This window comes from Shewanella sp. CG12_big_fil_rev_8_21_14_0_65_47_15, from assembly GCF_002783505.1.
Classification (GTDB): domain Bacteria; phylum Pseudomonadota; class Gammaproteobacteria; order Enterobacterales; family Shewanellaceae; genus Shewanella.
Map to the genome: position 1 here is coordinate 42,592 of NZ_PFGL01000014.1, position 20,249 is coordinate 62,840.

The 20,249-nt window shown below is 49.1% G+C and carries 19 protein-coding genes and 1 pseudogene; 2 read left to right on the top strand and 18 right to left on the bottom strand.

The features are described 5' to 3' along the window. Positions 1–102: 102 nt before the first annotated feature. Positions 103–285 (top strand): annotated as a pseudogene (locus COW15_RS03795) (MerR family transcriptional regulator); the annotation flags it as partial. Between the two features lies 1 nt (position 286). On the opposite strand, the gene COW15_RS03800 reads toward COW15_RS03795, so the two are convergent. The 11 genes from COW15_RS03800 to COW15_RS03850 form a co-directional block, all read right to left on the bottom strand. Beyond that, the gene (locus COW15_RS03800) at positions 287–2,326 is read right to left on the bottom strand and encodes a prolyl oligopeptidase family serine peptidase (protein WP_293630164.1); all 2,040 of its coding nucleotides are present in this window, start codon (positions 2,324–2,326) and stop codon (positions 287–289) included. Positions 2,327–2,384: 58 nt separating this feature from the next. Then, positions 2,385–2,627 (bottom strand): hypothetical protein, encoded by a 243-nt coding sequence (locus COW15_RS03805; protein WP_293630165.1) that lies wholly within the window; start codon positions 2,625–2,627, stop codon positions 2,385–2,387. 207 nt (positions 2,628–2,834) lie between these two features. After that, entirely contained in the window at positions 2,835–3,593 is a 759-nt protein-coding gene (locus COW15_RS03810) for an SDR family oxidoreductase (protein ID WP_293630166.1), read from the bottom strand. A 23-nt stretch (positions 3,594–3,616) separates the two neighbouring features. Further along, positions 3,617–4,519, bottom strand: a complete 903-nt coding sequence (mmsB, locus tag COW15_RS03815; protein WP_293630167.1) for a 3-hydroxyisobutyrate dehydrogenase — start codon at positions 4,517–4,519, stop codon at positions 3,617–3,619. A gap of 180 nt (positions 4,520–4,699) precedes the next feature. Beyond that, positions 4,700–5,842, bottom strand: a complete 1,143-nt coding sequence (locus tag COW15_RS03820; protein WP_293630168.1) for an enoyl-CoA hydratase/isomerase family protein — start codon at positions 5,840–5,842, stop codon at positions 4,700–4,702. Then, entirely contained in the window at positions 5,842–6,615 is a 774-nt protein-coding gene (locus COW15_RS03825; RefSeq protein WP_293630169.1) for an enoyl-CoA hydratase, read from the bottom strand. The genes COW15_RS03820 and COW15_RS03825 overlap by 1 nt, the downstream gene beginning before the upstream one ends. Before the next feature lie 59 nt (positions 6,616–6,674). Beyond that, the gene (locus tag COW15_RS03830) at positions 6,675–7,832 is read right to left on the bottom strand and encodes an acyl-CoA dehydrogenase family protein (protein WP_293630171.1); all 1,158 of its coding nucleotides are present in this window, start codon (positions 7,830–7,832) and stop codon (positions 6,675–6,677) included. Between the two features lie 79 nt (positions 7,833–7,911). Continuing rightward, positions 7,912–9,411, bottom strand: coding sequence for a CoA-acylating methylmalonate-semialdehyde dehydrogenase (locus COW15_RS03835; RefSeq protein ID WP_293630173.1), 1,500 nt, complete (start codon positions 9,409–9,411; stop codon positions 7,912–7,914). Between the two features lie 131 nt (positions 9,412–9,542). Further along, positions 9,543–10,733, bottom strand: coding sequence for an acetyl-CoA C-acyltransferase (locus tag COW15_RS03840; protein ID WP_293630175.1), 1,191 nt, complete (start codon positions 10,731–10,733; stop codon positions 9,543–9,545). Between the two features lie 314 nt (positions 10,734–11,047). After that, positions 11,048–11,989: a homoserine O-succinyltransferase gene (gene metA / locus COW15_RS03845; protein WP_293630177.1), complete on the bottom strand. Its 942-nt coding sequence runs from the start codon at positions 11,987–11,989 to the stop codon at positions 11,048–11,050. A gap of 70 nt (positions 11,990–12,059) precedes the next feature. Then, positions 12,060–12,494 carry a YbaY family lipoprotein gene (locus COW15_RS03850; RefSeq protein ID WP_293630179.1) on the bottom strand — a complete coding sequence of 145 codons (435 nt, stop codon included), beginning with the start codon at positions 12,492–12,494 and terminating at the stop codon, positions 12,060–12,062. Positions 12,495–12,611: 117 nt separating this feature from the next. Between COW15_RS03850 and COW15_RS03855 the strand changes: the two genes are divergently transcribed. Continuing rightward, positions 12,612–13,355 carry an SDR family NAD(P)-dependent oxidoreductase gene (locus tag COW15_RS03855; RefSeq protein ID WP_293630181.1) on the top strand — a complete coding sequence of 248 codons (744 nt, stop codon included), beginning with the start codon at positions 12,612–12,614 and terminating at the stop codon, positions 13,353–13,355. A 66-nt stretch (positions 13,356–13,421) separates the two neighbouring features. Here the strand turns inward: COW15_RS03855 and ompW are convergent, their stop codons facing one another. The 7 genes from ompW to phhA form a co-directional block, all read right to left on the bottom strand. Continuing rightward, on the bottom strand, positions 13,422–14,069 hold the full coding sequence (gene ompW / locus COW15_RS03860; protein ID WP_293630183.1) for an outer membrane protein OmpW: 648 nt from the start codon (positions 14,067–14,069) through the stop codon (positions 13,422–13,424). A gap of 364 nt (positions 14,070–14,433) precedes the next feature. After that, the gene (locus COW15_RS03865; RefSeq protein WP_293630185.1) at positions 14,434–15,045 is read right to left on the bottom strand and encodes a nucleotidyltransferase family protein; all 612 of its coding nucleotides are present in this window, start codon (positions 15,043–15,045) and stop codon (positions 14,434–14,436) included. A gap of 8 nt (positions 15,046–15,053) precedes the next feature. Then, complete coding sequence (gene maiA, locus COW15_RS03870; RefSeq protein ID WP_293630187.1) at positions 15,054–15,704, bottom strand: maleylacetoacetate isomerase; 651 nt, start codon at positions 15,702–15,704, stop codon at positions 15,054–15,056. Between the two features lie 93 nt (positions 15,705–15,797). After that, positions 15,798–16,784, bottom strand: coding sequence for a fumarylacetoacetate hydrolase family protein (locus COW15_RS03875; protein WP_293630189.1), 987 nt, complete (start codon positions 16,782–16,784; stop codon positions 15,798–15,800). Between the two features lie 343 nt (positions 16,785–17,127). Then, entirely contained in the window at positions 17,128–18,666 is a 1,539-nt protein-coding gene (gene tyrR / locus COW15_RS03880; RefSeq protein ID WP_293630191.1) for a transcriptional regulator TyrR, read from the bottom strand. Between the two features lie 260 nt (positions 18,667–18,926). Further along, complete coding sequence (locus COW15_RS03885; protein ID WP_293630193.1) at positions 18,927–19,265, bottom strand: 4a-hydroxytetrahydrobiopterin dehydratase; 339 nt, start codon at positions 19,263–19,265, stop codon at positions 18,927–18,929. Positions 19,266–19,379: 114 nt separating this feature from the next. Then, complete coding sequence (gene phhA / locus COW15_RS03890; RefSeq protein WP_293630195.1) at positions 19,380–20,192, bottom strand: phenylalanine 4-monooxygenase; 813 nt, start codon at positions 20,190–20,192, stop codon at positions 19,380–19,382. Positions 20,193–20,249: the final 57 nt, after the last annotated feature.

Below are 20,249 nucleotides of genomic sequence, written 5' to 3' on the forward strand. Positions count from 1 at the left end.
AACACGATAGGATTAAGATAGAGTCTCCCACTATGGGAGAGTCAAGGATGAATTTATCGGCGACTCACCTTAGCATTATAGGTGTAAATAACCGAGGTCAAGATGAAGATAGGTGAAGTGGCGAAACAGACGGGCTTAAGCGTTAAGAGTATCCGTTATTATCACGATATTGGTTTAGTCTGTGGCGGTCGAAATGAAGCGGGATATCGCGTCTATCGCCAGCAGGATATTGAATCCCTTAAATTTGTACACCAATGCCGCGATCTCGGCTTTAGCCTAGAGGACTTTATCTGCGCCGCAGTGCAGATGCATTATCCAGCACAAGTTTTGGTAGCTTACCCGCAGGGGTAAATTCAAATACTTTGCCATAGAAAGCCAACTCAGTTTCTAACCCCGCCGCCTTATGCTCTGGTTTTCTGCCCTCATCGGGCTCATCCTCATAGCCTACATAGGCCGTAGGTACACCCTTTGCCTTAAGCGCCTCATATATTTGCCGGGATTGCTGCGCTGGTACTATCTTATTTCTTAGCCCTTGAAAGATCAGTAAAGGTTCATTGAGTCCCTCTAGATGGTAAAAAGGCGATAGCTCACGGTAGCGGGCTTTATTTTCAGCATAGGGACCAATTAGTTGGTCTAGATAACCCGTTTCAAACTTATGGGTGCCTTTGGCGAGTTGTTCAAAATCGCTGATCCCCTCATAGCTCACCCCAGCTTGGAAGACATCGTAAAAAGCCAAGGATGACATCACAGTCAAGCCACCCGCACTGATCCCACGGATCGCCAGTTTGCTGCCGTCTACCCAACCTTTAGCCACTAAATACTTGGCCGCGTTGATCGCATCTTCCACATCACTCTGCCCCCAGTTGCCATAGAGACTCTGGCGGTAAGCGCGACCAAAACCACTGCTGCCACGGAAATTTAAATCGAGCACCGCAAAGCCGCGGCTGGTCCAAAATTGAATATCACTGCGATAGGCGAGGCTCGCCCTTGCCGTCGGGCCGCCGTGCAACATCACAATTAACGGCGGGCGCGTATCGTTTGGTGCAATATAATTAGGGTTCACTGGCCCATAAAAATAGCCATAGGCCTGCTGATGTTTACCCGTCGTGAAGGCGATATTTTTCGCCCGCGACACATAGTTAGGATCCAGTTTTGGCAGCGCTGGGGCGTAGACTAGCTCAGTACCACGGCCAACGACACGGTAAATGCCCTTTTCAGGGGTGGCTTTAGCACCCACAAAATAGACACCGTCCTCCCCCTTAACCACTTGGGCGATTTCAGCAAAATCCACCGCTAACGACTCGGTTAACCCAGAGTCTAAATGTATACGGATCAACGCCGCCTGATTACCTTCAACATAACTGGCAATCAAGGTATTGGCGCTTTCAAAGGCGTAATTATGATTCCCTAAACGCCAATCGGGAACGGCAAACTCGGCGCTTTTGGCCAGCACAGGTGCGAGCGAGCCCTCAGGCGTGACGCGGTAGATATTCCACCAATTATTGATATCGGATACCACATAAAGCTGACCATCTGGGCTAAACAGCGGCTGAGTTACGGAGGAATCTTTAGGGGTGTTTATTCTGCGGATATGATGCAACTGCCCCTTACGATCTAAATCCCCAAGCCACAACACACTGTTATCCCAAGGCATATAAGGATGTTCCCAGGAGATCCAGGCAAGCCGAGTGTTATCGGGGGAAATCCGAGGGGAACTGATAAAATCATGGCCAGAGACAAAGGTATCCCCCTCACCCGCAAAGTTCAGATTGATAGTGACTAGGCTCGCCTTTGGCTCCCCACCTTGGCGGTGATCCTCACGCACACAGATAATGCGTGACCCCTTAGGATAGGAAATGCAATCGGCATGGCGTGTGCCATTCGGGGTTAAGGGGAGCGGGGGTTGATTGGGGGCAAAACGATAAAACAGCTGATCCTGCAGTTTGGTCACGAACAGGCTCTGACCTATGCCTAAGAATGCCGCGCCACCATATTCATATACTGCGGATTTGGCATTGAACTCAGGGAGAACCACCTCAGTGACATTGGCAAATTTATCGAGGCGTTTAATCCCTACCTTACCCTGTGCTTTACCGCTGGACTCGGAAAAATATATAGCCTCACCCACACTCTGTAACTCGGCAATATCATCGACCCTTTCAAAGACCTCTGCAGCCGAAAGGGGCGATTGCCAGCTACCATAGGGAGCAACAATTCTATCGCCATTTTCCTTGACGGATAAGCCCTGTGTATCCGTACGCTCACAGCCGCTAAGCAGCAATAAAGCCGCGCTTAACAGATATGGAAAATAGCGTCGTAATTCCATTTTTTCCCCAAGTTTGCTCATGTTACAAACCGCAACGGTATCTCAATGCGCCATTAGGCTATTTTTTAAATTTTTGGATAAACCAATTTAACACTTTTAGCTGCTGCACCTGTGTCAAACCAAAATAAATGCAAATCCAAGGCGACACGAGGAAAAACCACGGAATGACAGCCAGCGAACGACCCGTAAATAGGAGGAAAAAGAAACCACTGTAGATCACTAATACACCTAAGGTACCAACCATTAGCATCATACGTTTGGTGATTTTCTCAAGCCAAAGGGCTTTTTCCTGCCAAGACATTCAGATAACTAACTCCATCATCATGTCGTTAAACATGTTTGTAAACTTATGTAAAAAAGTGGATGGCGATTGTTGAAGGTTAACAACCAAATGTCAACTCCAGCAAGCAAATTTCACCAGCGGCAGACAAATTACAGCAATATATTAGCAATAAAGAAAAAACCGAGCCTAGACTCGGTTTTGCTTAACACTAATAGGATATCCCCATTACAGGCGGATGCCACCATCCACTTCGAACACGCGACCATTAACATAGTCGTTCTCTATAATAAAGCGTACGGTGGAAGCGATTTCATCGGCATGACCTAGACGCCCCACGGGAACCAACTTCTCTAGCCGCTCTAGCGCTTCGGGTTTCATTGCCGCCGTCATCTCGGTGGCAATCACGCCGGGAGCGACCGCTGCGCTGCGAATATTATAACGCGCCAGCTCCTTGGCCCAGCCAACAGACATGGCCGCAACGCCCGCCTTAGAGGCCGCGTAGTTTGACTGCCCCATATTACCCGCTTTCGCTAGGCTAGAAATGTTCACTATCACGCCCGCTTGACCGGATTCGATCATCGCGGCTGCCGCTTCACGGCCGCAAAGGAAAGTCCCAGTGAGGTTAACATTGATCACCGATTGGAATTGCTCGAATGACATACGGTCAGTCACTTTGCCGTCTTTGGCTTTGACTAACATGCCATCGCGCAGAATACCGGCATTATTAACCAACACGTTGACTTGGCCAAAGTCTTCCAGAATATAGGCAAAGCCTGCGACTACGTCTTCTTCATCGGTAATATCTAACGCATAACCTTGGACTTCAGTGGTGGCACCGAGATCGGCACAGGCTCGTTCAAGCTTTTCTTGATCCACGTCGATAAGCGCCAACTTAGCCCCCGCCTGGGCAAAATTTTGCGCCATTGCTAAGCCTAAACCACCCGCGCCGCCAGTAATGACGACCACCTTATCTTTTAAATCCATCTGGTTATCCCTTGTTTTAATGTTTATTTTTTGAGTGGTGCAAATTGTTCAAAAATACTGGAAAAATCTCGGCGGCCATTACCTTGTCTTGCATGATTGACATACAAGCTGCGGGCGAGTGCGCCCATTGGCGTGCTGGAATTGCTCAATAATGCGGCTTCCTGTGACAGGCCGAGATCTTTAACCATCAAATCTACCATAAAGCCGCCCTGATAGCCCTTAGAAGACGGCACAGTTTCCATCACGCCTGGACAGGGATTGTACTTCTCTAACGTCCAGTTACCACCACTGCTGACCTTCATAATGTCGGATAACACTTTGGGATCGAGACCGTGATCAATCCCCATTTGCAGGGCTTCAGAAGTGCCGACCATCAGCACAGATAACAACATGTTATTGCAGATTTTTGCGACTTGTCCCGCCCCTGGGCCGCCGGCGTGGAAGATATTAACGCCCATCGCCTTGAGCACAATCTGGGCGCGCTCAAATGCAATATCCGAACCACCACAAATAAAGGTCAAGGTGCCCGCTGCCGCGCCTGCTGTGCCGCCAGAAACAGGGGCATCCATAAACTCGATGCCACTTTTAGCCGCTTCGGCCGCCACTAATTGCGCGCTTTGGGCATCAATTGTCGAGCAATCGATCAGCAAGGTATCGCCCGCAACTACGTCGAGCAGGCCTTTGTCTGTGCCATTGCCTAAATATAAACTTTTTACATGCTTGCCCGCAGGCAACATAGTGATCACCACATTCGCACCCGCCGCGGCGCCGCAGGCGGTGGTAGACACTAATGCACCTTGGTCGGCAAGGCTTTGCATCGCCTCGGGCACTAAGTCGAATACCCGAACCGTCATGCCCGCTTTTAACAAGTTGGCCGCCATTGGGCCGCCCATATTACCTAAACCGATAAATGCTACTGTACTCATGCCATCACTCCTGTGTGCTGTTCTCTTTTTGGGTGTAGTGGTAATGCTGTCATTACCACAGAGTAAAGCGAGCTTAACTGAGCCTAGGTCGAATTAACTCAGTCCGTTAACTCAGCCGTAAACTCAGTCAATTAAATGTCCAAGTTTCTCACTATCTAAGTGCCTAAATATCTAAGTACCTTAGCTCAACTGGCTTAAGGGATGCGCCTCGCCCCAGGGAGAAGCCAATATTTGCTCAAGCACAGCCGTAGGCACCGCTTGTACATCCTTAAAACGCCACTGGGGTTGTCTGTCTTTATCGATCAGCAGCGCCCGCACGCCTTCGCAGAAATCACCGTGGGCACACACATTGACACTGACAGTTAATTCCCATTGAAAACACTGGGCGAGGCTGAGTTTATGACCAAGCTGCGCTTGAACATGTATTAAGTGCCAACTGATCGGGCTGCCCGCGAGGAAGGTATCCCGCGCCTTCATTAACCAAGCATCCTCCGACACTAACGTCGACATACGCGAGACGATATCCTCAAGGCTGCCCGCCATCAGTCGGTCGATAATGTCTTGGCTCTCGGCTAATACACTTTCGCCCTTAGGGATATCCACTTGATTAGATAACTCGTTGATCATGCTATCTAAGCGTTGATGGTTTAAGGCGGGTGTATCACTCCAATCTAAGGTGGCCATGGCATCGAACATCAGTTCTTTGTCATCGCGATTTAGATAGTGATCCGCAAGGCCCACATAGCAGGCATCGGCGGCATTGAGTTGATAGGCAGTGAGTCCTAAAAACAACCCCATCTTGCCCGGCATACGATTGAGGAAATAACTGCCGCCCACATCGGGATACAAGCCAATAGTGACCTCAGGCATGGCAATGCGCGAAGTTTCTGTCACCACTCTGTGGCTGGCACCCGCCATTAAACCGAGTCCGCCGCCCATCACTATGCCATCGCCCCACACCAGCACAGGTTTGCCATAGGTATGCAGTAGATAATCGAGGCGATATTCTTCTTCGAAGAACACTTTAGCGACCTCAGTCACTTGTCCCTTCGCGGCAACAGACGCGTGATATAACGCGCGCACATCACCACCCGCACAAAAGGCCTTTTCTCCGCTGCCATCTAAAACGATACAAGCGATAAGGGGGTCTTTCTTCCATAGATTGAGCTGCGCGGTCATGGCGCGCACCATGTCTAAATCTAAGGCATTGAGGGCTTTTTCGACATTGAGTGTCACCACTCCAATCAACTTGCCAGAAGCGGTGGCTAAGGTCTGAAACACCACATTTTGGGTGGTCGTGGCCTGATCTACTGCATGGGTCATTAGCGGTTTCTCCACTCGGCTTTACGTTTCCCTAAAAACGCATTCACACCTTCGGCCTGATCTTCGGTATCGAATAACCCGACAAATAATTCACGCTCTATTGGTAAGGCTTGGATACGCGGCATACTACGGCCCGCTTGGATAAGGGTTTTACAGGCGGTGACGCTGCTTGGGCTTTGGTTCGCCACCTTCGCCGCAAGGGCAATGGCCGCATTGAGGGCTTCGCCGGTTTCGACCACTTCTTCCACTAAGCGTAGATTCAATGCCTGGGTGGCATCGACACGCTCACCGCATAAAATCATCCGCTTAGCCCAACCTTCACCAACTAAGGCGGTCAGATTTTGAGTGCCGCCCGCACAGGGTAATAAACCCACGGTCGCTTCGGGCAAAGCCATCACAGCTTGGATTTCGGCAATGCGAATATCACAGGCGAGCGCCACTTCTAAACCGCCGCCCATGGCATAACCGTTAATCGCGGCAATCGACACACCGCGGAATTGGCTTAAGGTTTCAAAGGCTTCACCAAAATGCTTTGCCATAGTCGCGGCATTGCCTTTATCGCCATCGGCAAACAGCTTTAAATCGGCGCCGGCGGAAAAGAACTTTTGCCCTTGGCCCGTGAGCACTAAGGCATAAATCTCTTTATTGGCATTCAGCTCAAGCACTTTAGTCTTGAGTGCCTGCAAACTCTCGGCGGTCCAAGTGTTTGCTGGCGGATTATTCATCGTCAGAATGGCCGTGTGGCCTTCGATACGTTCAACTAAATATTCCATCTTTATAGACTCCTTTTCTGTTATCGCCAACCGGTAAGTCACGCATATTGCACGTTGACTTACAGGATTTGTCCTGCATTTTCATCGAGCAAACGACGGGCGATAATTAAGCGCATAATTTCGTTGGTGCCTTCTAAAATCTGGTGTACGCGCACATCGCGGAAATGACGTTCCAGCGGGTACTCCCTGATATAACCATATCCACCATGGATTTGCAGCGCCGCATCACAGACTTGAAAACCCACATCGGTGGCAAAGCGTTTCGCCATAGCGCAATAGGCAGTGGCTTCTGGATCGCCGCTATCGAGTTTAAAGGCCGCGAGGCGCACCATCTGGCGGGCTGCCACTAACTCAGTTGCCATATCGGCAAGCTTAAATTGTAGCGCCTGGAATGCCGCTAGGGGTTTGCCAAATTGCTGCCGCTCATTCATATATTGAGTTGCACGCTCAAGGGCCGCCTGCGCCGTCCCCACTGAACAGGTGGCGATATTGATACGACCGCCATCTAAGCCTTTCATTGCAAAAGTAAAACCTTGGCCTTCTTCACCGAGCAAATTAGCTACTGGCACGCGCACGTTTTCAAAGGTGATTTGGCGAGTCGGCTGGGCATTCCAGCCCATTTTATCTTCGGCCTTACCATAGATAACGCCAGCGGCATCGGCCGGGATCGCAATCGCTGAAATGCCCTTAGGTCCAGCTTGGCCCGTACGGCACATCACTACTAAAAGCTCAGTTGCGCCCGCGCCCGAGATAAACATTTTCGAGCCTGAAATCACATATTCATCGCCATCACGTACCGCTTTGGTTTGTAGTGATGCGGCGTCCGACCCGGCGCCCGGCTCAGTTAAGCAGTATGATGCTAACATCTGCCCAGTGGTTAACGCCTCGGACCAAGTCTGACGTAGCGTTTGCGTCCCCCAAGTTGTCACCATCCAAGTCGCCATATTGTGAATGGTCAACATGGCCGTGGTCGCGGTGCAGCCCTTGGCGAGTTCTTCAAAAATAATCGAGGCATCGAGGCGCGATAGGCCCATGCCGCCTTCGGATTCTGGCGAATAGAGTGAGCAAAAACCCAGCTCGCCGGCTTTTTGGATCACGTCTTTGGGGAAATGATGTTCTTCATCCCACTTAGCCGCAAAAGGCGCTAACTCATCCGCGGCAAATTGGCGCGCCAGATCGGCAAATTGGCGTTGGTCATCGTTGAAATTAAAATCCATTGGGCTCTCCTATGACTCTGTGGTCACTTTTTTATTGAATAAATTGGGCGCCTTAATGGCGCCGTGTCTTTAACAGAGCTTAGCGTAAGTTAATGCTCATATTTGGCGTAGAAGCCACGGCGATATCGGACTCGAACCAGCGGGAAGTGATGGTCTTAGTCTCGGTATAGAAACGTACCGCTTGCTTACCGTAGGCATGTTGATCGCCGTAGAAACTGCCCTTCCAACCGGTAAATGAGAAGAATGGCAATGGCACGGGAATAGGCACGTTAATCCCCACTTGGCCGACTTCAATTTCGTGTTGATATTTACGGGCCGCCGCGCCGCTAGCGGTAAAGATAGAAGTGCCGTTGCCATAAGGACTAGCGTTGACGAGTTCGATGGCCGCATCTAAGGAGTCAGATTCCATGCAGCACAGTACTGGGCCAAAGATTTCTTCCTTGTAGATGCTCATGTCGGTAGTGACTTTATCGAACATGGTTGGGCCAATCCAATTGCCGGACTCATAACCTTCCACGGTAAAATCGCTGCCATCGAGCAAACACTCGGCGCCTTCGGCCTTGCCTTGGGCGATGAGTTTCAGCACCCGTGCCTTGGCCGCAGGACTGATAACCGGGCCATAACCCGCGGCTTTATCGTCCCATAAACCTGGGCGAACTTTGGCTAGGGCTTCTTTTAATTCTGGGATCCACTCTTTGGCGGCGCCAACAAACACGGCCACCGAAATCGCCATACAGCGCTGACCCGCCGCGCCCACAGAAGCGCCAACTAAGTTGTTGATCACTTGTTGTTTATTCGCATCTGGCATAATCACGCAGTGGTTTTTCGCGCCCGCAAAGGCTTGTACGCGTTTTAAGTTATCGGTACCGGTTTTATAGATATATTGGCCCACGGCCACTGAGCCAACGAAGGAAATCGCTTTAATCGCAGGGTCTGCCAGCAGAATATCTACGGCGGTTTTATCGCCATGCACTAGTTGCAATACGCCCTTTGGTGCGCCCGCCTCAACAAACAGCTCAACAAGGCGCTGCGGCGTCATAGGATCTTGTTCTGAAGGTTTTAAAATGAAGGTGTTACCGCAGGCAATCGCCAGTGGGAACATCCATAACGGGATCATCGCCGGGAAGTTAAATGGCGTAATACCCGCGCACACACCGAGCGGCTGGGTGTAGCTATAAGTATCAATTGAACGCGCGACGTTCTCAACGGTTTCGCCCATCAATAATGACGCTACGTTACAGGCGTGCTCGGCGACTTCGATACCGCGCCATACATCGCCCTTGGCATCTTCGAAGGTTTTACCGGTTTCCTTGGCAAGAATGGTCGCCAGTTCATCGTGGTGCTCTTTTAACAGATGCTGATAACGCAACATGACCCGTGCGCGCTCTGACACAGGCACTTCTTTCCAGGTTTTAAAGGCCGCTTTGGCGCTGGCAATCGCGGCGTGAACCTCATCGCTAGTGGCAGCATTAATCACGGCAATCGGCGAGTTATTCGCGGGATTGGTGACAATAATCTGTGATGTGCCAGTACCTTGGATAAACTCGCCGTCAATGTAATGCTTTACTTGTGTGGTCATGTTGCAATCCTTTTCCTTGTAGAGTGATAGGCTAGCGGTGCGATATTATGATTATCCTCAAGGGATGTGATTGCCCTTGCCAGCCCGTCTTGTTAATTTAAGCCTTGTTGATTTAACTAAAATCTTAGCGATTAAACCTCAATCGCCATCGCCGTCGCTTCGCCGCCGCCGATACACAGCGAGGCGACACCGCGCTTAAGACCGCGGGCTTTTAATGCGTGGATTAAGGTCACCAGCAGACGTGAACCCGAGCAGCCAATAGGATGACCTAAGGCGCAGGCGCCGCCATTAACGTTAACCTTAGCGATATCTAAACCGAGTTCAGACACGGCCAGCATAGTCACCATGGCGAAGGCTTCGTTGATTTCGAATAAATCGACTTCATCCGTTGACCAACCCACATTCGCCAGCAATTTCGCCATAGCGCCAACTGGTGCAGTGGTAAAGAGTGAAGGCTCTTGGGCGTGGGTGGTGTGGCCTTTAATCGTCGCTAATACAGTTAAGCCTAAACGCTCAGCTTCGCCACGCGAGGTCAACATTAAGGCCGCAGCGCCATCGGAAATCGAGCTAGAGTTGGCCGCCGTGATAGTGCCGTCTTTGCTAAAGGCTGGGCGCAGCGTAGGAATTTTTTCAGGACGAGCATTACCGGGCTGCTCATCGGTATCGATAGTCACATCACCACGGCGATCACTGACGGTGACTGGGGTAATTTCGGCTTTAAAGGCACCCGAGTTAATCGCGGCATTGGCTTTTTCGAGCGAGCTTAGGGCAAAGGCGTCCATCTGCTCACGGGTAATGCCGTACTCATCGGCGGTTTTCTGGGCGAATGTCCCCATGGCACCGCCTGTGTAGGCATCCTCAAGACCGTCTAAAAACATATGGTCGAGCACTTTGCCATGGCCCATACGCATACCGCTACGCGCTTTATCGAGTAAATACGGCGCTTGACTCATGCTTTCCATGCCGCCTGCAATCACGACTTTTGCACTGCCCGCTTTAATCAAATCGTGGGCTAACATTACCGTCTTCATACCTGAGCCACAGACCTTGTTGACTGTGGTCGCACCGACAGAAAGCGGTAATCCGGCACCTAGAGTCGCCTGACGTGCAGGCGCTTGGCCTAAACCTGCAGGCAATACACAGCCCATCAAGACTTCATCGACATGTTCACCCGCCAATTGGGTATCGGCTAACAAGCCCTTAATCGCCGTCGCGGCTAAGGTCGGTGATGCAACGGATGACAAACAACCTTGAAATCCGCCCATAGGGGTACGTTTAGCGGCAACGATAACGATATCTTGATTTAACTGTTCAGTACTCATGGAGACTCCAACCTAAATTGACCACTCAGCCTAGTGCTAGGCTCGGGACGTTTAATAAAATCGACAATAAAACCACTCTGACGTTTACGCGAACGTAAAGCAAGTATTCCTTGGTCTAATGTGCAGATTTTCTCGGGTGGAAATGTCAGCAAGGATTTACAGCCAAGCGGGGATTGGGAGGTGTTAACCGGAGTCAGTTGAATTCAGAGGATTATCGGAGGATATAGAAGTTAATGCAGCGCATGCGCGCACCTATGAGTGTGACCTTAAGTCACATCCATGTGACTACATCAGAATAAATGCTAAACAATAAGCTAGCGCGACTCCCACGGCGTCATGGCCGTCATATCGCTTAAATCGTAGGGCGTTAACTGGTAAACGTAATAATTGAGCCAATTACTGACCAGCAGGCTACCGTGGCTGTGCCAGCGGGCAATCGCTTCGGCTTCGGGGTCATTATTGCGATAGTAATTTTGTGGCACATGCGGATTTAAGCCCTGGGCCAAATCCCTGCGATATTCATCGTTTAGGGTCGATTTTTGATATTCAGGATGGCCCATCACAAACAAGTTACGATTATTGCGGCTAAGGACCAGATAGGCCCCCGCCTCAGTGGATTCGGCGAGCACTTGCAACTGTGGATGTTGCCTAATTTCTTCTAGGTCCATTTCGGCAAAACGGGAATGGGGCGCAAAAAATTCATCGTCAAAACCACGCAGCAGCGGAAAATGCTGGCAAGTGCGGCGGTGCACAAATACACCGGAGCGCTTTTTTTGCAGTATTTTTCGATGTAAGCCATAGAGATGATACAAACCCGCATGGGCCGCCCAACATAAAAACAACACTGAGGTGACATGCTTTTGGGACCAATCGATAATTTCACGAATATGGTCCCAATAGACTACATCTTCAAAATCGATTTGCCCCAGAGGCGCCCCAGTAATGATCAGTCCATCGTAGTTTTTGTGGCGCACATCCTCAAAGTCACGGTAGAAGGTATTCATATGATCTATGGAGGTATGCTTGGATTCTTTATCGTGAATGCGCAATAAATCCACATCCACCTGCAGCGGCGTGTTACCGAGTAAACGTAAAAGCTGGGTTTCTGTCTCGATTTTATTGGGCATAAGATTCAGGATCAGCACCTTCATCGGCCTGATATCCTGATTCGCCGCCCGCGTTTCGGACATCACGAAAATATTTTCTGACTCTAAAACCCCTGCCGCGGGCAGATGATCTGGAATTTTAACCGGCATACCGCGCCTCTTCTGTTCGTAAATACCAACGGATCCGGCGCGTATGTCAGCTCACATCTGAGCGGGCTAACTAGCCACCGACTTTCTCAAGCATTATGGTCATAGCAGCTGTCGAATTGAGATCGACATGATAGGCTTGAGTATTAATAAACAATAACTTATCACCGTGCATTATCCTTGCACCTATGGCATAGGTATGCCCAGCTTCAAACTGATCTCGCCCCATAGTAAAACTAAACTGTGTTGGGGTTTGTGCCCCTTGGCTCACACGTTCGGCCATCACTATGGCAGGCACATCCATTTTAGATACATCGAGCAACTGAACGATGAGTTTGGCTTCGCTGGGCAACGCGATTCGCTCGCGGTACATAGCCTCACCTTTGATCTCGACTACCGCATTGGGGGTTGCACAACCTGCCAATAGCCCCGTCACGGCGATTAATGCGATTGCGGTGAATTTTTGCACCACAAAACTCAGCACACTCAAGTTTATCCATTGACTCATTTTGTTTCTCCTAATCATACATAAAGACTTCTAGATGTCCACATGTCCGTGCTATAAATCTTGTCTTGCTGAACATATCTTCCTATCATAAGCCACCATTTCGTTGCCGAAAAATTTATGACCCAAGCAACTGCGATAATTGTGGGTGCTAGCTCACATTTAAGCCGCGAACTTGCAAAGCAACTGGCAGATCAACAGGTTGAATTAGCCCTATTTGCTCAAGATCCAGAATCGCTACGGGAGTTTGCCTCAAGATTACCGACAAAAGTACAAGTATTTGCACTGCAGATAGACCAGCCTCAAACCATTATCAAGCAACTTGAAACCGTCTGGCATAGCCTAGATGGTGCACACTTAGTCCTAGTCAATACTGGCCTCAATAGCTACGATCCCGATCTGCCTTGGCTGCCAGAGCAGGACATTATCGACGTTAATGTGCGAGGTTTTGCCGCTATCTGCAATACCGCTTTTAGACTATTTCGCGAGCAAGGTTACGGACAACTGGCGGCAATCAATTCGATTGCGGGACTGCGCGGAGGACCGAGTGTGGCCTATCATGCCTCAAAGGCCTTTGGGCAAAATTACCTTGAAGGCTTAAGTATGCATGCCCAGCGCCTCAAATTGCCTATTACCATTACCGATATCCAATTAGGTTTGCTTGATAAGGCCGCCATGCAGCAAAGCGCACTTTGGCTTGCGCCTCTCCCCAAAGTCGCGGCGCAGATCATAAAAGCCATGCAACAGGGAAAACGCCGCGTTTATGTGACTAAACGTTGGCGCCTAGTCGCTTGGCTCACTAAGCTATTACCGGAATTTATCTATAACACTCGCCACTGGAAAGCTAAAAAACCGAAAAGTTAGCTTAGCGTCTTATCAGTAAATAAAAAAGGAGCCTTGCGGCTCCTTTTTTATTTTACAATCAGATAATTAGAAAGTGTAACCCACACTCACCATATAGACCCATGGGTCTATATCAGTTTCTATGGTAACGGGTGCATCGGCCAGTTTAAATTTCACGTCACTGTCAATTTTGGCGTACCACACAGATGCGTTAATTAACCAGTTTTTGTTCATTTGAAAATCTAAGCCGACTTGAGCCGCTAAGCCCCAAGAGGTGCTCATGCTTAAGTCAGTTAATGCACCGCCTAAGTCATTGGTGAACTCATTATCATAGAAATTGGTGTAGTTCACACCTACGCCAATATAGGGGCGTAATTTAGATTGAGCATCACCAAAATAATATTGAGCCACTAAGGTAGGTGGTAACTGTTTGGTTTCGGCAATCTTACCCACGCCATCTAAAGAGACATCGTGGCTAAAGGGTGTGGCGGCTAATAATTCAACCCCAAAGTTATCGGTCAACATATAACCGAAGTTCAGACCTAACTGGGTATCGCTGCTCACAATAAATTCACCGTTACCCGCGACATCTTGGCTTGATTCATTTGGCGCAACAACGACCACACCGGCACGAACGATAATATCGCCCGCTTGGTGTGCAGAAACAGAAGCCGTAAAACCAGCGGCTAGAAGGGTGGCAGCGATCAGTGTTGAAACAGTCGTTCTATTCATCATCATACTCCATATGTACAACATAGGTTTTTGTTTTGTATTACATCCTTAACAATTGAGGCCTACACTGCCAGAGAAACACGACCACTTTATTGATCCAAATCAAAGCCATGCCGTTGTACTTATTTTTAGGTATGACACATGGGATCTTGATCACGCAATATGAACATTTATTGATAATACAGGTTCATTTTTTGTGAGCCGTACCATTTATTAGGCATCACTAAACCCCCTCGATATGGGTAGCGCCCAAAAAACGATTTAACATTTAAGCTACATAGCTAGGGCTAGAGCAATGCCCTAAATCGCGGAGCGTTTTAGCCACAAAGAAGCCATTGCCCATAAAAATATGACCAACAGAAAATCGTTATTCGAGACAGAGGAGAGGATATCGACTAAGCCAGCCTTTAGCGGCGATCCTTTGCTGGCATATTGCTAATGCCCTGCGGGGATTAGGGCTTAATTTCAGTGCAAAGAGTGATTGCAAGCCGAAGGGAGTGATAAGTCGATAGGGAGATTGGATGCTGCCAGCGCACGCCAGCCCATTGGATGAGGCACAAATACCCACTGCAGTTTCTAATTCGGGCCAATGGGCCATAGCATCGAGGCAAGAAATATAGGGTGCGTCTCGATTTTTAAGATGCATGCGAGCCTGATTTTTCACCGACCAAGGCAACTCAGGCGCTAAACGGCGTAGATAGGCTTCAATTGCCCTATCCCGCTCAGGGCGAGTGTCTAGCGGGCAATAATAAATCAGGTCAATATCGTTTAGCGGGCTCGACTCAAAGCCATGCAAACGATCCCACACCAAGTTACGAACAAACCCCGCAGCAAGGCACCACTGCGAAATGGCATATACTGCCGCGCACTGCTCGGCAAGCTGAAGCGCCCTAACCCGCTCACTGTCTTGGGTTACCCATTCGAGTAAACGAGCCTGTAATTCAAGTTCATGGGGCGCGCTGTTATCGCCTTGTTTCACCGGGGACGCTATACCGCATCCGCCTGACGTTCTGGCGCAGCTTCGGCAAAGGCGGCAAGCTGATGACACTCGGCCCACACGCGCATAATATTAGGGTATGGGGTTAAATCCACATTAAAACGCTGGGCGTTATACACCTGCGGCACCAGACAGATATCGGCGATGGTTATCGCATCCCCGAAACAATAACGGCCACTATGACGTACAAGCAGAGTTTCTAAGGCCGCAAAGCCACTCGCAACCCAGTGGTGATACCAGCTATTTTTTGCCGTCTCATCAACCCCTAAGGTTTGGGTTAAATACTGCAGCACACGCAGGTTATTTAGCGGGTGAATTTCACAGGCAATGGTCAGTGCCATCGCACGCACATGGGCACGCTCGAGTGCCGAGGCCGGCAATAATGGGGTTTGGGGATATAGCTCGTCGAGGTATTCAACAATCGCTAAGGATTGAGACAACACATCACTATCTTCTTCATCACCCACGACTAAGGTGGGCACCAATTCCAGAGGATTTAGGGCGCTATAGGCCGCTTTATGCTGCTCACCACCATCACGCACTAAATGCACCGACAGTTGCTCTGCGCTAATTCCCTTAAGATTAAGGGCGATACGAACACGATAGGCGGCGCTGGAGCGCCAATAACCGTAGAGTTTCATCTGACCACCATTTCCTTATAAAATAAAAGAGCTTATAAAAACGGGGCCATTAGCCCCGTTGATATTATCGATACCTTCCGTGAAGGGGCAATATCAAGCTTTGTATTCAACCACTTTTTGATCGATTGAACCAAAAATGGAGGCGCCATTATCATCGAGCATCTCGATGCGCACTGTGTCACCAAAACGCATAAAGGGCGTAGTGGCTTTGCCGCCGGCAATCACTTCTAACATACGTTTTTCCGCTAGGCAGCTTGAACCAGCGCTGCGGTCATAGTTAGAAATAGTACCTGAACCGATAATCGCCCCAGCGCCTAATGGGCGGGTTTTCGCCACATGTGAAACTAGCTGGCTGAAATTAAAGGTCATATCAACGCCTGCATTCGGGCGGCCAAATAATTCGCCGTTTAAATGGGTGATCAGCGGTAAATGCACCTTTGAATCTTCCCAACGGGAGCCCAATTCATCTGGCGTTACCGCCACAGGCGAAAAACTGCTCGATGGTTTAGATTGGAAGAAACCAAATCCTTTAGCCAGCTCACCAGGAATTAAGTTACGTAGTGACACATCATTCACTAACATCAACAACTTAATATGCTTAGCCGCATTACCGCTGCTCACGCCCATAGGTACATCGTCGGTAATGACCGCGATTTCGGATTCAAAGTCGATACCCCAGTCTTCACTCGCTAGCGGGATATCGGCCTTAGGTGCGATAAAGCTATCGGATCCGCCCTGGTAAAAGAGTGGATCTGTCCAGAAGGTTTCTGGCATTTCAGCGCCGCGAGCCTTACGGACTAACTCAACATGGTTCACATAGGCACTACCATCGGCCCATTGGTAGGCGCGGGGTAATGGCGATAAACATTTAGCCTCATCAAAGGCTTGAGCGTTATCTAATTTGCCCTCGTTAAGCGCATCATACAATTCCTGCAATTGGGGCTTTAACAGATCCCAACCGTCGAGCAGTTGCTGCATAGTGTGGGCAATCGCGGGAACGGCAACCGCTTGAGTGAGATCCCGGCTGACTAACATCAACTGACCATCGCGGCGTCCATTGTTATAACTTGCAAGTTTCATATCTGCTCCTGTGCTTCTACGGCTCTGCGTACTGTCTTTTTATGTTGGACTATAGGATTTGCCAACTGAAATTCGGTTAATTGCACGGGGTTTACGCTAATGAAAGCCCCTATTATTCGGCCCAAAGGGATTTACTGCGCGTAGAAATACCCGATGCAAGGCCAGATTCCTATAGCGTGAGCAAAATCACATTTAGCGCTATTATTTCACATTTTGTAAACTAACCATTACACCCAGGATCGAATTGACACACTTCAATGTCTAGGTGAACAATATGGCTAAAAAGTCGGCAATTAAGTGGAACGATACTGTTACATCTATCGCGTCAAGCTAGGCACTCGGCCTAGCGACGCTTGGCTATCTTGTACTCACGCAGCTTATTGGCGATAGCGGTGTGGGACACCCCCAGCTTTTTCGCTAACTGCCGCGTACTCGGATAGGCCGGATATAAACGCCGCAGCAGACTCGCCTCAAACTGCTTCATTGCATCGTCAAGGTTCCCCTCAAAAGCATTATCGAAATAGCCAAACCCTTCGGCGTAGGACGGTAATTTAAGCTGCTCGACCGTCAGCTCGGCAGAGCCATCCCACATAGACACGGCTCTAAAGACTGCATTTTTCAATTGCCGTACATTACCAGGCCAGGCATAGGTCAATAAATGATCCCGGCACTGGGCCGAAATCCGCCGCACCGGACTCGATAGCTGTTGACTGTAATGCTCGAGGAACATTTCGGTCAGCGGAATTATATCGACCTTGCGCTCACGTAATGAGGGAATATGATAACTAAGCACATGAATGCGATAGTATAAATCCTCCCTAAACTCGCCCGTTTGGCAAAGTTCGGCGAGATTCTTCTGGGTTGAGCAAATAATCCGCACATCGGCACGCACTTCTTCATCGCCGCCGATGCGCCTGAAAGTACCATCCTGCAGTAGACGCAGCAGCTTGACCTGCGCTGCCTTCGACATTTCCGCCACTTCGTCAAGAAACACAGTGCCACCCTTGGCTTCTTCAAAAAAGCCGCGTTTAACCACTTTACCTTGGCTGACGTAACCAAATAATTCTTCTTCGGCGGCGCTGTCGGGCAGAGCGGCGCAGTTAATCGCAATAAAGGGTTTTTCACGGCGCATACTGGCATCATGGCTGGCTCTGGCCATCAGTTCTTTGCCCGTGCCGGTTTCACCTGTGATTAATAGAGGCGCGTCGAGCTGGGCCATACGCTGTGCCTGCTTGAGGACTTCCTTCATCTTGTCACTGCTGGCGAGCACATTTTCAAAGCCCGTGGTCTGATTTTGCAGCGCGTTAAACTGTTTCCCTACCCGCGCAGGGGATTTTAACGACACTACGGCCCCCACTAGAATGCTTTTATCATCCTCATCGGGCAGGTAGATAGGCAGCATCTCGGCGAGGTATTCATTCGGACCAATTTGCACTCTGGCCGCCTGGGGGAGTACTTGGCTTTCGCTCAGCCAACGGCTGAAGTTAAAGCCTTGTACCCAATGATTTAATGATTCATCGAGTACTTCATGCTCTGACATACCAATGTTCAACAGTGCCGATTCGTTAATAATGCGAATACGGGCTTTGGCATCAATGGAAAACACTGAATCGGGTAAGGTCTTAAGTAAGGTTTTGAGGGCGTAGTGTTCCTGCTCCGATGGCATAAAAGAGACAGTACGCACATCGTGGACACTTTCCACTTTGCGGATCTGTGGCATCAGCGCACTTAAGGTTTCAAAACTGATTTCGGCAAACTGTAGGTACAAGAAGCCTTGGTTACTGGCATCGATGGCAATTAAATTAATGCCATAACGTTCTAACACGACTAAGATATCTTTCGCTAAACCCACGCGATCTTGACAGCTAACTTCCAAGCGCATAATGACTGATATTCCCTTTTTGATTTAAATTTTGGGATAAACCGTGCAGAGCTAATGTCCATCCACTTTGCTTAAAGTGCTCTTTGCTGGATGAGAGCGCTCACCTTTACGCAGACGTAAGCGGTAGGATTGGTAGCTGGGCGTATATACGTTAGAAGGTAAATGCGAAAGTGGCAAGTCAAGTTTACAGCACATTTGTAACAGGAAACAAAAATCAGCGCCAAATTAGCAATAAGACGCTGATTTAATAGTTTAATTTTTTAATCTAATAACTGGTCTGTCTTGGCAGCCATGATAAAGTCGTTCTTATGCAATCCCTTAATCGAATGCGACCACCAAGTGACTGTCACTTTACCCCACTCAGTTAAAATGCCGGGATGGTGAAATTCTTCTTCGGCAAGCTCGGCAAGTTTATTGGTAAAGGCCATCGCCAATTTAAAATTTTTAAACTTGTACACGCGCTCAAGCTGCATAATGCCATCGCGCACTTGCACGCTCCAATCGGGGATCATTCTCACCAGTTCAGCGAGTTCTTCATCGGTCACCTTCGGTGCATCGGCTTGACAAGCTTCACATTTCATATTCGATAACGCAGTCATACATACTCCTTTTCGCAACGCATCTTTTCGCAACACATAATGTGCCTATCGTTGCCTTTTTTACTTAACTAAATCAGAGGGACATTATCAGAGGGACATTCTGATAATGCCGGCTTAACTTGCCTTTGCCTTAGGTGGATATTTAGGGGCAAACAAGCCTAACTGACGGGCCTTAGTGACATAAGCCATAATGTCCATTTTGGCGATTTCATCCAACATATCAATGTGTTCAATCACATAATAAACAGGTTGCATGATATCAATACGGTAGGGCGTACGCAGCACATCCAATAGGTCGAAGGGTTTACGCTCCGGCACTTCGCTCTCCATCGCATACAAGGTCTCGCCGGGCGAACTTAGGATCCCCCCACCGTAGATACACAGTTGCCCATCCTTTGGCTTGAGCAGACCAAATTCGACGGTAAACCAGTATAAACGGGCTAAAAACACCCTTTCTTCCTTACTGGCATTTAAGCCCAATTGGCCATACATATGGGAAAAATGGGCGAATGATGGATTGGTCAGTAGAGGGCAATGACCAAATATTTCGTGAAAAATATCAGGCTCTTGCAGGTAATCGAATTCTTCTTTACGGCGAATAAAGGTCGCTACTGGAAATTCTTTATTGGCTAAAAGCTCAAAAAAACGACCGAATGAGATCAGCGCGGGCACAGCGGCCGTTTTCCAGCCCGTTGTTGCCTGCAATACTGTATCAATTTCGGCAAGTTGTGGAATACGATCCTTTGGCATCGCCAAGGCATCTAACCCTTGCAGGTATTCTTTACAGGCTCGACCGGGCAAATTGACCGCTTGGCGGGCATAAAGCTGGCTCCATATCTCATGTTCTTCTTGCGGGTAATCTATATACCCAGAGTCATCGGCTCTTCTCGCAACATAGGGAGCGATGTGGGTTGTATCTTTAGTCATAAAATTCACTTCATGGCTGACGCTAATACCAACCATAGTGATCTAAGCCTCGTTTTT

Coding starts and splice junctions, on each gene's coding strand:
- COW15_RS03800 (WP_293630164.1), bottom strand. CDS start 2,326: ATGGAATTACGACGCTATTTTCCATATCTGTTAAGCGCGGCTTTATTG.
- COW15_RS03805 (WP_293630165.1), bottom strand. CDS start 2,627: ATGTCTTGGCAGGAAAAAGCCCTTTGGCTTGAGAAAATCACCAAACGT.
- COW15_RS03810 (WP_293630166.1), bottom strand. CDS start 3,593: ATGGATTTAAAAGATAAGGTGGTCGTCATTACTGGCGGCGCGGGTGGT.
- mmsB (WP_293630167.1), bottom strand. CDS start 4,519: ATGAGTACAGTAGCATTTATCGGTTTAGGTAATATGGGCGGCCCAATG.
- COW15_RS03820 (WP_293630168.1), bottom strand. CDS start 5,842: ATGACCCATGCAGTAGATCAGGCCACGACCACCCAAAATGTGGTGTTT.
- COW15_RS03825 (WP_293630169.1), bottom strand. CDS start 6,615: ATGGAATATTTAGTTGAACGTATCGAAGGCCACACGGCCATTCTGACG.
- COW15_RS03830 (WP_293630171.1), bottom strand. CDS start 7,832: ATGGATTTTAATTTCAACGATGACCAACGCCAATTTGCCGATCTGGCG.
- COW15_RS03835 (WP_293630173.1), bottom strand. CDS start 9,411: ATGACCACACAAGTAAAGCATTACATTGACGGCGAGTTTATCCAAGGT.
- COW15_RS03840 (WP_293630175.1), bottom strand. CDS start 10,733: ATGAGTACTGAACAGTTAAATCAAGATATCGTTATCGTTGCCGCTAAA.
- metA (WP_293630177.1), bottom strand. CDS start 11,989: ATGCCGGTTAAAATTCCAGATCATCTGCCCGCGGCAGGGGTTTTAGAG.
- COW15_RS03850 (WP_293630179.1), bottom strand. CDS start 12,494: ATGAGTCAATGGATAAACTTGAGTGTGCTGAGTTTTGTGGTGCAAAAA.
- COW15_RS03855 (WP_293630181.1), top strand. CDS start 12,612: ATGACCCAAGCAACTGCGATAATTGTGGGTGCTAGCTCACATTTAAGC.
- ompW (WP_293630183.1), bottom strand. CDS start 14,069: ATGATGAATAGAACGACTGTTTCAACACTGATCGCTGCCACCCTTCTA.
- maiA (WP_293630187.1), bottom strand. CDS start 15,704: ATGAAACTCTACGGTTATTGGCGCTCCAGCGCCGCCTATCGTGTTCGT.
- COW15_RS03875 (WP_293630189.1), bottom strand. CDS start 16,784: ATGAAACTTGCAAGTTATAACAATGGACGCCGCGATGGTCAGTTGATG.
- tyrR (WP_293630191.1), bottom strand. CDS start 18,666: ATGCGCTTGGAAGTTAGCTGTCAAGATCGCGTGGGTTTAGCGAAAGAT.
- COW15_RS03885 (WP_293630193.1), bottom strand. CDS start 19,265: ATGACTGCGTTATCGAATATGAAATGTGAAGCTTGTCAAGCCGATGCA.
- phhA (WP_293630195.1), bottom strand. CDS start 20,192: ATGACTAAAGATACAACCCACATCGCTCCCTATGTTGCGAGAAGAGCC.